Source organism: Thalassolituus sp. ST750PaO-4 (genome assembly GCF_020320405.1).
Lineage (GTDB): Bacteria > Pseudomonadota > Gammaproteobacteria > Pseudomonadales > Oceanobacteraceae > Venatoribacter > Venatoribacter alkanivorans.
This window is the reverse complement of record NZ_JABVCB010000007.1, coordinates 577784-591340: the sequence shown is the minus strand read 5'-3', so window position 1 is coordinate 591340 and position 13557 is coordinate 577784. Positions and strand designations below refer to the sequence as shown.

At 49.2% G+C, this 13557-nt stretch carries 15 protein-coding genes; 9 read left to right on the top strand and 6 right to left on the bottom strand.

The annotated features are described in order from the left end of the window. The first annotated feature begins 11 nt into the window (after positions 1 to 11). The 5 genes from HUF18_RS08500 to HUF18_RS08480 all read left to right on the top strand — a co-directional run bounded on the left by HUF18_RS08500 (position 12) and on the right by HUF18_RS08480 (position 5553). On the top strand, positions 12 to 719 hold the full coding sequence (locus HUF18_RS08500) for a TetR/AcrR family transcriptional regulator (protein WP_225691866.1): 708 nt from the start codon (positions 12 to 14) through the stop codon (positions 717 to 719). Further along, the gene (locus tag HUF18_RS08495; RefSeq protein WP_145469037.1) at positions 716 to 1153 is read left to right on the top strand and encodes a DNA polymerase III subunit chi; all 438 of its coding nucleotides are present in this window, start codon (positions 716 to 718) and stop codon (positions 1151 to 1153) included. The genes HUF18_RS08500 and HUF18_RS08495 overlap by 4 nt, the downstream gene beginning before the upstream one ends. Beyond that, positions 1153 to 1935 carry a hypothetical protein gene (locus tag HUF18_RS08490; RefSeq protein WP_225691865.1) on the top strand — a complete coding sequence of 261 codons (783 nt, stop codon included), beginning with the start codon at positions 1153 to 1155 and terminating at the stop codon, positions 1933 to 1935. The genes HUF18_RS08495 and HUF18_RS08490 overlap by 1 nt, the downstream gene beginning before the upstream one ends. A 179-nt stretch (positions 1936 to 2114) precedes the next feature. After that, the gene (locus HUF18_RS08485; RefSeq protein WP_225691864.1) at positions 2115 to 5069 is read left to right on the top strand and encodes a valine--tRNA ligase; all 2955 of its coding nucleotides are present in this window, start codon (positions 2115 to 2117) and stop codon (positions 5067 to 5069) included. A gap of 121 nt (positions 5070 to 5190) precedes the next feature. Continuing rightward, complete coding sequence (locus tag HUF18_RS08480; protein WP_225691863.1) at positions 5191 to 5553, top strand: hypothetical protein; 363 nt, start codon at positions 5191 to 5193, stop codon at positions 5551 to 5553. A 184-nt stretch (positions 5554 to 5737) separates the two neighbouring features. Here the strand turns inward: HUF18_RS08480 and HUF18_RS08475 are convergent, their stop codons facing one another. From HUF18_RS08475 to HUF18_RS08455, 5 genes are all read right to left on the bottom strand, one after another. After that, complete coding sequence (locus HUF18_RS08475; protein WP_225691862.1) at positions 5738 to 6634, bottom strand: alpha/beta fold hydrolase; 897 nt, start codon at positions 6632 to 6634, stop codon at positions 5738 to 5740. Positions 6635 to 7237: 603 nt separating this feature from the next. Further along, a complete protein-coding gene (locus HUF18_RS08470) occupies positions 7238 to 7708 on the bottom strand; it encodes a hypothetical protein (protein WP_225691861.1) in 471 nt (156 codons plus the stop codon). A 103-nt stretch (positions 7709 to 7811) separates the two neighbouring features. Continuing rightward, a complete protein-coding gene (locus HUF18_RS08465) occupies positions 7812 to 8216 on the bottom strand; it encodes a DUF2251 domain-containing protein (protein WP_225691860.1) in 405 nt (134 codons plus the stop codon). Positions 8217 to 8347: 131 nt separating this feature from the next. Further along, positions 8348 to 9256, bottom strand: coding sequence for a hypothetical protein (locus HUF18_RS08460; RefSeq protein ID WP_225691859.1), 909 nt, complete (start codon positions 9254 to 9256; stop codon positions 8348 to 8350). Continuing rightward, entirely contained in the window at positions 9249 to 10850 is a 1602-nt protein-coding gene (locus tag HUF18_RS08455; RefSeq protein WP_225691858.1) for an HsdM family class I SAM-dependent methyltransferase, read from the bottom strand. The genes HUF18_RS08460 and HUF18_RS08455 overlap by 8 nt, the downstream gene beginning before the upstream one ends. Before the next feature lie 363 nt (positions 10851 to 11213). Between HUF18_RS08455 and HUF18_RS19705 the strand changes: the two genes are divergently transcribed. The 4 genes from HUF18_RS19705 to HUF18_RS08445 all read left to right on the top strand — a co-directional run bounded on the left by HUF18_RS19705 (position 11214) and on the right by HUF18_RS08445 (position 12839). Continuing rightward, positions 11214 to 11465 carry a site-specific integrase gene (locus tag HUF18_RS19705; protein WP_342453566.1) on the top strand — a complete coding sequence of 84 codons (252 nt, stop codon included), beginning with the start codon at positions 11214 to 11216 and terminating at the stop codon, positions 11463 to 11465. Next, complete coding sequence (locus HUF18_RS19700) at positions 11462 to 11956, top strand: tyrosine-type recombinase/integrase (protein WP_342453568.1); 495 nt, start codon at positions 11462 to 11464, stop codon at positions 11954 to 11956. The genes HUF18_RS19705 and HUF18_RS19700 overlap by 4 nt, the downstream gene beginning before the upstream one ends. Next, positions 11938 to 12177, top strand: a complete 240-nt coding sequence (locus HUF18_RS19695; protein ID WP_342453565.1) for a tyrosine-type recombinase/integrase — start codon at positions 11938 to 11940, stop codon at positions 12175 to 12177. The genes HUF18_RS19700 and HUF18_RS19695 overlap by 19 nt, the downstream gene beginning before the upstream one ends. Positions 12178 to 12620: 443 nt before the next feature. After that, entirely contained in the window at positions 12621 to 12839 is a 219-nt protein-coding gene (locus tag HUF18_RS08445) for a hypothetical protein (RefSeq protein WP_225691857.1), read from the top strand. Positions 12840 to 12950: 111 nt separating this feature from the next. On the opposite strand, the gene HUF18_RS08440 is transcribed toward HUF18_RS08445, so the two are convergent. Continuing rightward, positions 12951 to 13508: a rod shape-determining protein gene (locus HUF18_RS08440; RefSeq protein WP_225691856.1), complete on the bottom strand. Its 558-nt coding sequence runs from the start codon at positions 13506 to 13508 to the stop codon at positions 12951 to 12953. Between the last annotated feature and the right edge of the window lie 49 nt (positions 13509 to 13557).

Below are 13557 nucleotides of genomic sequence, written 5' to 3'. Positions count from 1 at the left end.
AGCCCGACCTCATGACCTGTATCCGCCAGCGGGCAAAAAGCCCGGAACAAAAAGCCCTGCGCCGCCAGCAAATTCTGGACGCCGCCGCCGGCTATTTTGCCGAAGCCCCCTTTGAACAGGTGAGCCTGCACGATATTGCCCAGCGGGTCGGCATCACCAAAGCTGCCCTGTACCGCTATTTCCGCAGCAAAGAGGCCCTGTTTCTGGCGCTTTACCACCAACAGATGGAACGGCTGATTGAACACGGCGAGCAACTGCCGCCGGGTGATGATGCTGCCACCGTCTGCGCTCAGGCCCTGGCTGAGGAACCCCTGTTCTGCCGTCTGAATGCCATTCTGCATACCGTACTGGAACGCAATCTGACCGAAGACGAAGCGCGCAACTTTAAGCTTGGCCTGCTGCCACTGCTGCAGCGCTTTGCCACATTAATCAGCCGCTGGCTCAGCATCTCAGTAGCCGAAGCGGTAGAACTGCTGCTGCATATTCAGCAGGCCATGATTGGCTGCTGGCATATCTGCCACCCGAGCAAAACCGTGGCCGCCGCCATTGCCGAGCCTCCGCTGACCCTGTTCCGGCTCGAATTCAGCGCCACACTGCAGCAGCACCTGAGCTGGCTGTTTGCCGGCTATAAAGCCAGCCATATACACCGTACAGCCGGTAACGCTCTCAATAGCGGACCGGCTCATAACAGCCCCGACAGCACGGCAGAAACACAATGACCCAGGTTGATTTTTACATCCTCGCCGCCCAGACCCGCGCCGAACAGATGCTGTTTGCCTGCCGCGTGGTGGAAAAAGCCTTCAGCAAGGGTAACCGCGTACTGATTCAGGTCGATGATGAAAGCACCGCCCGCCAGCTTGACGAGCAGCTCTGGCAATTCCGCGACGATGCCTTTGTGCCGCACACCCTGCTCAGCGCCAGCGACGCTCCGGCCGACTGCCCGGTCAGCATCAGCTGGCACAACGATCCAGGCCATCATCATGATGTGATGGTGAATCTCAGCAGCCAGCTACCGGCGTTTTTCAGCCGCTTTCAGCGATTTATTGCCGTCGTAGTACAGGAAGATCAGGTGCTGGACTACACTCGTAGTCACTACAAATTCCTCAAAGACCGGGGCTACCCGATCAACAATATCGACATGAGATTGCGTTAATGAACCAACGTAACGACCAGGACGAACCCGGCAATCTGCTGCGTGAACTGGAAAACCTGCAACGTGTACTCGATGATGCTGCCAGCGATCAGGTAGACCACAGCCGCAGCATCCCGACACTAGACCCGGCCGATGACATTCCGCTGCTGGACGAACTGTTCAGCGAGAATGACATACCGGTATTAAAAGCCGTATCGGCCAAACCAACCGCAGTGCCACTGCGCCCAATAGCCGATAGCAGCCGCCCGGCGAACCAACCGGCAGCCAAAGCGGCAGAAAGCAACGCAACGCAGAACAAGCCAGCAGAAGGCAAACCTCAGGCCGCCAGCCCACGTCCGGTATTGCGCGCACAGCCATTACCCGACGTGGTGATTCAGCGTCCGCAGGGCGATATGCCAGCCCGGCCAGCTCAGGTATCTGCCGCGCCACTGGTCGGCACAGAAACAACAGCACCGGTAACGACCCCGGCCACAGAGGCATCGGGCAATACTGGTACTGCTCCGGCACGGGTATCGGCTAACCCCTTTCTGCCCCAGGCCATTCTTGATCGCCTGACCCAGGAGCGCGAAGCGGCCCAGCACAGCGCCCAGGAAGCACACCGCACCATGCAGCGTGTAATGGAGCAAAAGCAGGCACGCGCCAGCGAACAGGCCGTGCAGCAGCACATGCAACAACTGACGCCACTGCAGAAAGAACACCTGATCGACCAGCTGGTTGCCGAAATGCTGCCGCAACTGACCGAACGCCTGCGTGAAAAGCTGCGCGAAAAGCTGAACCACTGACCTTCCCGCCATGGCGATTCCGGCAGCCGCCGGAATCGCCGCACAAACAGCGAAACGCTGCAAAACCCTGCCCCTGAACCGCAGTTTCCGTTATAATCGGCGCCATTTTTTGAACCCGAAACCAGCCACTGCCCCGCCGGGACTGGCTGCGATAACGACGAGACGAGCAGCAGCGAACCATGGATAAAACGTACAAGCCCAGCGCCCTTGAACAAACCTGGTACAAAGAGTGGGAAGAAAAAGGCTACTTCAAGCCTTATCAGGACGGACTGACCGGCGAAGGTTACTCCATCATGATCCCGCCGCCGAACGTCACCGGCTCGCTGCACATGGGTCACGCCTTCCAGCACACCATTCAGGATGCCCTCACCCGCTACAAGCGTATGCAGGGTAAAAAAGCGCTGTGGCAGGTAGGTACCGACCACGCCGGTATCGCCACGCAGATGGTGGTTGAGCGCAAACTGGCGGCCGAAGGCCAGCCTGACCGTCACGAATTAGGCCGCGAAAAATTCCTCGAAAAAGTCTGGGAATGGAAAGAACAATCCGGCGGTACGATTACGGGCCAGATGCGTCGTCTGGGTAACTCGGTTGACTGGGACACCGAACGCTTCACCATGGATGACGGTTTCTACAAAGCCGTACAGGAAGTGTTTATCCGCCTGCACAAAGACGGCCTGATTTACCGTGGCAAGCGCCTGGTCAACTGGGACCCGAAACTGCACACCGCCATTTCTGATCTGGAAGTGGAAAATAAAGAATCCAAAGGCTTTATGTGGCACCTGCGCTATCCGCTGGCGGATGGCCTGAAAACCGCAGAAGGCAACGACTACATCGTGGTGGCCACCACCCGTCCGGAAACCATGCTCGGTGATACCGGTGTAGCGGTTAACCCGGAAGACCCGCGCTATAAAGATTTAATCGGCAAAGACATTATTTTGCCATTAGTGGGCCGCCGCATTCCGATCGTGGGCGACGAGCACGCCGATATGGAAAAAGGCACCGGCGCGGTAAAAGTAACCCCGGCACACGATTTTAACGACTACGAAGTGGGCAAGCGCTGCGGCCTGCCGATGATTAATATTTTCACCTTTAATGCCGACGTGCGCGAAACCGCGCAGGTATTTAATACCGACGGCAGCGTGAATAACGACATCGACGCCAGCATCCCGGAAAAATACCGTGGCATGGAGCGCTTTGCCGCGCGTAAAGCCATTGTTGCCGATTTTGAAGCGGCTGGCCTGCTGCAGGAAATTAAAGACCACGATTTAACCGTACCTTACGGCGACCGTGGCGGTGTGGTGATTGAGCCAATGCTCACCGACCAGTGGTATGTGGATGCCAAAACCCTGGCCAAGCCAGCGATTGAAGCAGTAGAAAACGGCGACATTCAGTTTGTGCCGAAATCTTACGAAAATATGTACTTCAGCTGGATGCGCGACATTCAGGACTGGTGTATTTCCCGGCAGCTGTGGTGGGGGCACCGTATTCCGGCCTGGTACGACGAAGAAGGCAACGTATACGTTGCCCACGACGAAGCCGAAGTACGCGCGCAGAATCATCTGGCCGATGACGTCGAACTGCGTCAGGACAACGACGTACTCGACACCTGGTTCTCCTCTGCCCTGTGGACTTTCGGCACGCTGGGCTGGCCAAATCTGGACGACCCGGAAGTGGCCAAGCGTATGGCCGATTTCCATCCGACCGACGTGCTGGTAACCGGTTTCGATATTATTTTCTTCTGGGTAGCACGCATGATCATGATGACCATGCACTTCTGCAAAGACGAAAATGGCAAGCCGCAGGTACCGTTTAAAACCGTGTACGTTACCGGTTTGATCCGCGACGAAGTCGGCCAGAAAATGTCGAAATCCAAGGGCAACGTACTCGACCCGCTGGATATGATCGACGGTATTTCGCTGGATGAACTGCTGGAAAAACGCACCGGCAATATGATGCAGCCGCAGCTGGCCGAAAAAATCGGCAAGCGCACCAAAAAAGAATTCCCTGAAGGTATTGCCCCGCACGGCACCGATGCCCTGCGCTTTACCCTCGCCGCCATGGCCTCCACCGGCCGTGATATTAACTGGGATATGAAGCGCCTCGAAGGCTATCGTAATTTCTGTAATAAATTATGGAACGCGTCACGCTACGTCATGCTCAGCGTGGCTGGCGAAGAAGCCGTGGAAAACGCCGCCGCAGCCGGCAGCAATATCGCCATTACCGACGATATGAAAGTTTCCTGCGGTGCTAACGGCGAGCCAGCCGTATTGTCATTGGCCGACCGCTGGATTATTTCACGCTTGCAGAATGCCGAAAAAGAAGTAACCCGCCATATGGACCAGTATCGTTTTGATATGGCCGCACAGGCGCTGTACGAATTTATCTGGAACGAATACTGCGACTGGTATCTGGAACTGTCCAAACCAGTGCTGTGGGACGCCAACGCGCCAGAAGAAGCCAAGCGCGGCACCCGTGGCACCCTGGTACGCGTACTGGAAGCCACCTTGCGCCTGGCGCACCCGATTATTCCGTTTATTACAGAATCGATCTGGCATCAGGTAAAAGACCTGGCCGGCAAAACCGGTCCTGACTCGGCAAAGAGTATCATGCTGGCGCAATATCCGCAGGCACAGGACGCCTTTATTGATGCTCAGGCCGAGGCCGATATCGAATGGCTGCAGGGTGTGATCACCGCCGTGCGTAATATCCGTGCAGAAATGAATATTGCACCGGGTAAAGAACTGGAGCTGCTGTTTAAAAACGGCGACGACGAAGACTTCCGCCGCGCAGAAGAAAACCAGACCTTCCTGATGAAACTGGCCAAGCTGGAAAAACTCACCTGGCTGAACGACGGCGACGAAGAACCGATGTCGGTCACCCAGCTGGTTGGCGATATGGAGGTGCTGATTCCGATGGCCGGCTTTATCGATAAAGACGCCGAAGTAGCCCGCTTAGGCAAATCCATCGAAAAGCTGGAAAAAGAACTGGAGCGCGTAACCAACAAACTCGCTAACCCGGGCTTTACTGAAAAAGCACCGGCTGCGGTTCTGGAAAAAGAGAAAGAAAAAGCCGCAGGCTTTGAGCGCGACATTGTTAAGCTCAAAGAGCAGATCGAGAAAATTAAGGCGCTGTAAGCGCTGACTTACCGGCTCTGCAATAAAAACCGCCCACTTGATAAGAGTCGGCGGTTTTTTTATTTATGTCGGTCAGAAATACCTCAATATCGAAAAGTCTAAGCGCACGCCGGATAGAATAATGACACCCTTCCGTCTCCTGACAGCAACAGGTACCCTCAGCCTGATTATCTGGGTACTGATAACACCTCAGATTCCTCTTGCTGCCCTGCTACTGCTGATCCCGCTTATTCCGCTTATTCCGCTTATTCCGCTGCAGATAGTACTTTCGCAATCCTCCAGCCAGTGCACAGAATGCGGTATCAGCGTATCCGACCCGGCATTTAATAACCCGGAACGTGAACTGCCGTTTAAATTTGACTACAGCAAAATAGGAAATGACTGGGCATCCAAAAACTATCGCCGCAAGCTGGAAGCGCTGCCGCTGTGTGCGGCATGTAAGAAGCAGATCAGGGAAAGTGACGGACAAGATTCACTAAACTGAACTGCTTTAACTTTGAATTCGTTTGAATACTGCAATGTCTTTTCTGGCTGAATATATTCTGGCATTGGACACCTCGTCAGTTTGACTTCGGTGTCCGTTAAAATGGGGCAGGATCAGTTGTCCGCCAGCAGTGCTTTGTCAGGCATCCTCTGGCCCGATGTAAAGCAAAACTGAAAGGCCTCCGTTACTTTGCCGTCGGTGCTTGCAGAAAATCTGTGATCATAGGCACCAACCAATCGACCCGCGTCGTCACTTTCATGTGATCTGTATCGGGAAGCACGGCGAGCTGAGCGTGCTGGAAGAGCCGGAATGTTTCTACGGCATGTTCCGGGCGTATGACGTCGGCGTCGCCGACAACAATCAGCGTCGGCGCGGAAACGCTGCGGATCGCATCAGTTGGAATATCCTTGAATTCCAGCACGCGTCGCGCGGCCTTGTCGTGAAATAGCCGTAGATTCTCTGGGTGAGGCGCAACCTTGAGATATTCTTCTTGCAGTTCCTGTGGCATGTTTTCCAACTTGGCATTAGCCATCGCGTCCCAGAGCCACGGATACGCGCCATCGCGCTTGAGAAGGGCCGAGGCCAATACCAGCTTGCGCACTACCTTTGAATGTCTAATCGCCACCTGCAAAGCGATGGTTCCCCCGTTGCTGAAACCGAAAAGATCGGCTTTTTCAATATGCAGATAATCCAACAGTGCGGCAGTGTCGTCGGCCGATTGTTCAAAGCTGAATGGCCGTTCGATGATGTCTGCGGTGTGTCCATAGCCCTGCTGTTCGAATGCAATGATCTGCCGGGTGCGGGAAAGTTCTGGCAGGATTTGACCAAACGACGTATTAATTGTATCGCCACCACCGTGTAGCAGCACCAGAGGCGGCTGCGCTGGGTTCTTGATGCCATGGATCTCGAAGTAAATGCGCAGACCGTTGACAGGAGCGTAACCAGTCTGAACTGCTTGTGGGTTCTGATTCATTGCTAATTGCTCCGCATTCTGTGCTGCTGTTGGCGCAGCGCCCCCGAAAGTGAATATTGCTACTGTTGTGGTTAAATGCAGAAGCTGCATGACGATTCTTTTATTCATTGTGAAATCCTCTCGAAAGAATATACAAGGATGACAAGGCGCTCGATATTGATCGACCAGTCCTTAGCCCTCTATATAGTCGTACGAGAAGTTTCGAAATCGACATCAGTTGTAAATTTTTTGGGTTTCCGGTGAGTACGCCATTTGCCTATTTAACAAAGGGAATCATATCAACGCTAAGCTAAGCGCGTTAGCGCGTCCTTGCTTGAACGCCTTGTTAGGCCTGGATTTGATGCCAAATTTCTTCGCAAACTCAGGATCAACCCAAATCGATTCAACTTGATCTGGCTTCAGCTCAACTGTTTCAGGTTCTGCACACTAGAAATAAAATTATTCAATGAACTAGCAAGAAACTCCGTCTCAGAGGTTTCGTGATCCCAGAAGTAGACAGCCTCATCAACTTCAATGAAAAAGTTTCCTGATTCATCCTCTGCCAATACCTTTGCCCATTCAAGCTCACTTGAAAAAGGTAGTGAGGCTTTGCGGATTATTCCGAACTCAACACCCTCTTCACTAATGAATACCCTGGAAATGTACGATTCATTTCAAGAGCCCTAACGCCGCAAGCAGCGGTGAGCGAAGCGAATCCGCTGCTTTACCTTGTTAAGTATTTTTACCTTCTATAGCTTCTTGCCATTCGAAATATGTATAGTCAGCAGATAGCGATGCTGCTGGCATTTCAGCCCAGTACTTAATACCTTCAACTCTTGTTCTTTGATCGTAATTGAATGCTCTGCTCGATAGCAACTTATCGATTTCACTGATTACGTTATACTTCCCAAACTGAGCAACAAGATAGAAGGGAATAAGCTTATCACTAAGGTCCCATTTTGAATCTGCAACTTCCAATAGTAACTCTTCTGAGGACCGAATCGCTTTAGGGTCAAAATCAATCAACAACATTGCTGCTATTGAACTAGCTCCATCTAATTCATATTGCAATGCTATAGGAAACAGAAGCTCAAAAAGTCTCGCTGATCCCAAACGGAATACAGCTTGGCGCAACTCAAAGAATTGATCGTGATTCTTAATTTTGGACAAATTATCCCTTGAAATTAGCTCTTCTGGTTCCATGCTCGATTTCTACTTTGATGCTTAACGCCGCCAGCAGGGGCCGAAAAACCAGAGCGAAGCGGCGGTTTTTTGGTCCCTCTGGCTGGCCTTGTTAAACGCGGACTCAGAACAGTGTAAGAACATCATCACTCCACTCATGACTGTACTTTGTCCATTTTGTGTCCGGCGGTGGAAAGTTGGTTCGGCAATAGCCTCTTTTAGCAACAAAGTCGAAAGCTGCATGAGGATAGCCGTTTATTAGCAATAGAGCCTTGTTCCCGTCTCCTGACCACACTATTTGTGCTTCCGAGGGAAGATGTTTGTCAGTGACATTGGCGACATTATAAATATGGAGGGCATCGAGAATGGGGTTACCATCTCGGCCTCTATCTAATCCGTATAAATATCCAGTATCTCCGTCATCCTCGAACACTACCATGTAGCTATTCTTAGGCGACCCACTTTCAAGAGTAGTTTTTACTCCAACAGTAAACTCTGTTTCGGCATATATCATTGCCTCATCGGCCATGCTTATAAGGCTCCAGGTAATCGTTATTGTTAGTAGTAGATGCTTAATGCTTATTTTCGTTTAACGCCGCGCTCACCGGCAATTTTGGAGCGCAGCGGAAAAATTGTCCGAGTGCAGCGCTTTGTTAAGCGCTACTCTCCCAGATGAATGTGATGACTGAAACTGCTGTGTTCAATAGCGTCAACAAAAATCCGTCTAGCCTTTTCAAGGCTTTGATAGTAATCCCTAAATTGGAATGAGAGTTTATCGGCAAGCTCTCTTGATTCGGGTATGGGGATTAGAATCTCATGCATTCTTTTACCGACATCTTCTCTATTTGTTTGCATGAATACTATACGCTCCCACTGTGCAACTACTTCTTTAAGAGTAAGCGCCCAAAGTAAGTAAAATTGATCAAACAAGTCTGTATTAGTTCGGACAACAATAACCTCCTTGGTTAATACCGAGCTTTCTTGTCCAGGCATTAGAACACAAAACTCACCGATATTTTTAGATGCTCTTTCAGGGGAAACCAGATCATATGCTTTCAGACCTGAGGTATCCGCCCCCCAGAATTTCTTTGCTAGAGCAAGAGGAACCATATTTGTTGGATTAATATTGACATGCCCTGCGCGAAGATCGGACACCTTTATATATGGAATTTCACCAATCCGCTGATCGGAGCTGGGACTTCCATGACCACCGAATAATAATATCTTCTTTTCTTTTTTAAGCTGTCCTAATGACTTGATTGATAACCCTTGATTGTTTTTTGCAAGCTCTTCAATCCCCTCAAATGTTTTATGATCAAAATACTTTGGAACATATGAACCACTTTCTACAACTCTACTTGTGTCATAGAAAAAAACCTCTTTTCTAGAAAAATCCCCAGACTTAACAAGATCACAACATTCTGCCAGATCATCATCTATATCAGAGTTTGAGCGAATTCCAGTATCTGGATTCACAATATACTGTTCATGGCCATCCTTATTAATCCCGCAAGTTTTTGCGTTTACAATTAGGGTTTTTCCATCTTGGAACCAACTAGGTTTATGCATTTTTATTGGCCACCTTTTCGAAAATATAGAAGTTCGTCTTCGCACGACAAAATCCTTGAAATGCTTCCATAGCAATATTCAGCATCCCTTTTAATTCAAACCGATCTTTAAGCCAAAACCTAAGCCAGGCATAAGAGGGTGAAAACATATATGTTTCGGGCAGGATAATTCCTAACCTTCCGCCTTCTGCAAGCAAATCATAGCAGCGCTCAAGAAATAAAATCCCAATCTCTCGTTCTTCATAAATGCTCTTTGAAAACTCAAAACCGCCACTTGCAAGTTTCTTCGGCTTTCTGGAAATGGTAAAACCGGCAGCTTTTGCATCGACCTTTGAAACCTTTAATCCTTTTCCAAAAGGTGGGTTTGTTACAATGCATGTAAATGAACTAGGCGTAAGGGCAGTCTGCAAATCTTGAAAATATGTAGCCCACAAATGCTTTCTTATAGAGTCACCCAAATAAGTGTTCGTGCTCCCATCGCCAATGGTCAGCATAATTGCCTTTGTCAACTTAACATTGATACGGTCTTTATCGACTCCAAATAGATGTCGATTTGCCCAGCTCTTCGTATCACCGTCTGACATGTTAGGGTGGTTTTCGATTAGCTGTCTAAAGCTCTCTAAAAGAAACCCTCCTGTTCCACATGCTGGGTCTAGAACTTTGTCACTTGGCTTTATTTCCATTAATTTGATCGCACTCCGGATGACAGGATATGGAGTGTAATATTGGCCTTCTTCGGACTTTAAGCTCGACGTTCTAAATATTTGAAATGCCTCAGAGATAACGCTAATTGAGGTGTCACGAAGCTTATATTTAGAAATTTCATACGCACAAGCATGAATCGTATGGTCATCGAGATGTATGTCTTTGTCCGAATCAGTTAGAAATAGGTCGCTATGGGCAATGCGCATACCAGCAAAAAGTGCTTTCACCTTTGTCGCTGTTTCGTCTTCACTACCCCATACCTGAAAAGGGGCTGGATCATCTGGGGAATATTTGGCTAACTTATCACCTTCCAGCTTCGCAAGAATAATATTGCACAAATTGTTGAGCTGATCATCTCTGCGAGTACTTAAAGTATCTCTGCTTACCACTACATCTAACAGCCGGGAAAATGTTTTTTTTAATTCCGCAGTAGTCGGTACTTCTAGGTCAGCCCACGTTAAACGCTTCCCTGTCGTTCTTATAAGGCTATCCGTAGGCTTGGGAAGACTCCCATTCTTCTCAATTTCAAATTTTCCATCAGGAGTTCTATAAACAAGAATCAATTCCTGTCCATTAGTCCATATCCCAAGCAATACATGAGGCTCGAGACTCATGTAAATCTCTAACTGGTTTATTCCCTCATTTATAGTTGGTGCTTTTGTTTCAATTATGACTTGAAGATGCTGATAATCACCTACATGAGATGGATGATCAAAAATCGCAACATCGATAGGAAATGATTTAAAGCTCTGTCCTTTTTCACGACGACTAGCCTCGCTAGGTGTTTTCGGCACACGCCATTCCGGCTCATATTGAAGCTGGTTTTTATCCCATCCAAGCTTGAGTAATTTTGCTACAAGAGGAAGGCGTACTTCAGTATGTTCACTCATTAAGTTTACTTCTCATTAGTTTGTTTACTTCAACGTTGACTTTATCGCTTAACAGCTTATTAGTGTGCGTGCGCATTTATCCTGAGCGACACTTTCGAGAAAGCCTTTGTAAATCATTGACTCTTCTAAGAAATCTTCCATAACTTAAAAATCCCTTCCAGAAAAACGCGCACGCCTGCTAATTCCAGCTTTCTGTGCACATAAACTTGTCAACCAACGTTGTAAGCTATTGATTCAATTGACGTTTACATTACTACCCGCCAGCAAAACGAGCAAGCACGAATGTAAAGCGTGCCAGATTTCTTGAAAATCTTAAAATATACTGTATATATAAACAGCAAATCTTTACATTCGGAGGTCAGGATGGCGAAGAGTATATTTCTGACAGAGGTCCGTGAATTCATGCGGCTGCATGGCTACAGCATCCGCACAGAACATACCTATATCTACTGGATCAGGTTCTATATCCGGTTTCACCGCTTACAGCACCCCGCCAGCCTCAGTCCAGATCATGTCGTGATGTTTCTGAGCTTTCTGGCCAACCGTAAGGATGTTGCCATCAACACCCAAAAGATTGCCTTAAATGCTCTGGCTTTTTATATAATAAGTACCTGAACCAGCCCTTTGGTGATATCGGTTTTACCTTTGCTACCCGACCGCGTCACTTACCTACGGTATTATCATCCGCCGAAATAGGAAGGATTCTGAGTGTCTGCGATAACTGCGATCGGCTCATTTTCTCGCTGTTATTCGGTTCTGGCTTACGAATTTCAGAATGTTTGCGTTTACGAATAAAAGACTTCAACTTCAACCAAGGGTCGCTGACCGTCTTCGATGGCAAGGGCGCTAAAGATCGTGTCACTATCTTGCCGCACAGCCTGAAGCCCTTATGTAATGAGTTTTTTGATAAAACGATTACATTACAACAAAGTGATAATCAACGAGGTTTGGGTCCATCCCTACCCGGTGTACTCGGTAAAAAGTACCCTTCCGCTCACCGGCAACCCGCCTGGATGTTTGTGTTTCCATCGGCAGATGTTTGTATTCACCCCCGAAAATTCTCTGCCGCCATCACCTCCATGATTCTGTGCCCCGAAAGGCATTGAAGCAGGCAGTACAGGACGCAGGCTTATCCTCTAAGCAAATTACCTGCCATACCTTTCGTCATAGTTTTGCGACTGAGCTTTTACGCTCCGGGCGAGATATCAGAACCTTGCAGGAATTATTAGGCCATAGCGATGTGGCAACCACTCAAATCTACCCCCATGTAATTGGTCAACATTTTGCTGGTACTGCAAGCCCTCTGGATGCCATTGCATCGTTCTGAATTAAGGCACGTTGCCGCCCTTCTTTGTTGATGCCATAACAGGACTGGCAAAGTTTGATTTACGCATATCGTTCTCAGGGAGTATCAGCATCCGTTCCGCTGCTCAGACGAGCGGGTAGGCTCAGCAATCCCTGCTTTTTCATTAGACTATCGGACTTTATTACCGCCCTCAACTGATAAATCACTGATCATATACATGGGTATATTGTAAACAACCGCTCTGATTTATCAGCGCGTTAACCCCGATTTGTGCCTTCTCAACCCGGCCCGGCTGGATACCTGTATTTGTCGCGTCCTGGCAAATATCCGGCAAACCCCGCAAAACCGGCTACACTTGAATGCAGAGTTTCAATTTTAAAGCCTGCTCGCCAGACAGCGGCAGAAGCAGGCAGACCGTGACTGCCAGCCATCCCTCGCAGCACGCACACGGAGGTAATCTCACCATGACCGATCTGATGGAAAGCACCGAAGAACTCACCCGCCTGACCGCCGAGGTTGAGCGCTTGGAAGACGAAATTCACCGCATCGCCAATAAGCTGAACAACGATGGCTTTATATCCCGGGTTCCTGCGGCGATGATTGAAAAAGAGCAAAAGAAGAAGGCCAGCTTTGAGCGTGATCAGGCAAAACTGAAAGAAAAAATTGCGGCTATGGGAAACTGACCAATGATCGTTCTGCGCTCTCTTTTCGCAGGCTTTCTGCCAGCCCTGAGCCGGCTCAACGCCGGTCATCTGTCTGACCAGGTCTGAGCTCCGACTACAGAGGGTTCGGGCTTATGGTTTATTAGCCACCATGATCCGTTTCAGATCAGCATCTTCAGCCCTCACCGGATGAGCCAGAGGGGCTCCATCGTGCACATACACCTTGCGTGCTCCGGCACTTAATCCAAGCTCGGTGTACATGCGCCGCTCAATATCACTGATACCGCCTTCTGTTTTTTCCATCGGCTGAATAATCAGCACAGGCGAGCGCGGCAGAACAATTTTTTCATACACACTGGCAATGCCGTAACGCAGCAACCGTTCTGCATAAGCAAAATCGGCAATTAACAACCGTGGATGATCCAGAGGATTAGCCAGTGTTATATCCTGCGTTTGCTTTCCATTTTGTTGTTCGTTGCGCTGTTCTTTTAATTGCTCTTGCTGATACAACTGCGCAGCTTTACGTCCGACAGCCATCACAATTCTTTTACCGTTTTCGCTGCGTATCGCCAATAACGGCTGGTCGTCAAAAACCCTGGTTGATTGCGTGCAGCTTATACGGATACGGTCGCTCCAGAGTTGCGCATAGCAGGTTCCTGATGGCAGTGAGCGGATAAAATCAGACAGCATGTTTACTCCATTTAGTTGGTAATAACCTTCCCGGGCGATTTGTGGCTAA

Excerpts from the sequence above, each read along its gene's own strand:
- HUF18_RS08465 (WP_225691860.1), bottom strand. The coding sequence starts at position 8,216 with ATGGCCGATGAGGCAATGATATATGCCGAAACAGAGTTTACTGTTGGA.
- HUF18_RS08455 (WP_225691858.1), bottom strand. The coding sequence starts at position 10,850 with ATGAGTGAACATACTGAAGTACGCCTTCCTCTTGTAGCAAAATTACTC.
- HUF18_RS08495 (WP_145469037.1), top strand. The coding sequence starts at position 716 with ATGACCCAGGTTGATTTTTACATCCTCGCCGCCCAGACCCGCGCCGAA.
- HUF18_RS08475 (WP_225691862.1), bottom strand. The coding sequence starts at position 6,634 with ATGAATAAAAGAATCGTCATGCAGCTTCTGCATTTAACCACAACAGTA.
- HUF18_RS08470 (WP_225691861.1), bottom strand. The coding sequence starts at position 7,708 with ATGGAACCAGAAGAGCTAATTTCAAGGGATAATTTGTCCAAAATTAAG.
- HUF18_RS08485 (WP_225691864.1), top strand. The coding sequence starts at position 2,115 with ATGGATAAAACGTACAAGCCCAGCGCCCTTGAACAAACCTGGTACAAA.
- HUF18_RS19705 (WP_342453566.1), top strand. The coding sequence starts at position 11,214 with ATGGCGAAGAGTATATTTCTGACAGAGGTCCGTGAATTCATGCGGCTG.
- HUF18_RS08460 (WP_225691859.1), bottom strand. The coding sequence starts at position 9,256 with ATGCATAAACCTAGTTGGTTCCAAGATGGAAAAACCCTAATTGTAAAC.
- HUF18_RS08440 (WP_225691856.1), bottom strand. The coding sequence starts at position 13,508 with ATGCTGTCTGATTTTATCCGCTCACTGCCATCAGGAACCTGCTATGCG.
- HUF18_RS08490 (WP_225691865.1), top strand. The coding sequence starts at position 1,153 with ATGAACCAACGTAACGACCAGGACGAACCCGGCAATCTGCTGCGTGAA.
- HUF18_RS08500 (WP_225691866.1), top strand. The coding sequence starts at position 12 with ATGACCTGTATCCGCCAGCGGGCAAAAAGCCCGGAACAAAAAGCCCTG.
- HUF18_RS08480 (WP_225691863.1), top strand. The coding sequence starts at position 5,191 with ATGACACCCTTCCGTCTCCTGACAGCAACAGGTACCCTCAGCCTGATT.
- HUF18_RS08445 (WP_225691857.1), top strand. The coding sequence starts at position 12,621 with ATGACCGATCTGATGGAAAGCACCGAAGAACTCACCCGCCTGACCGCC.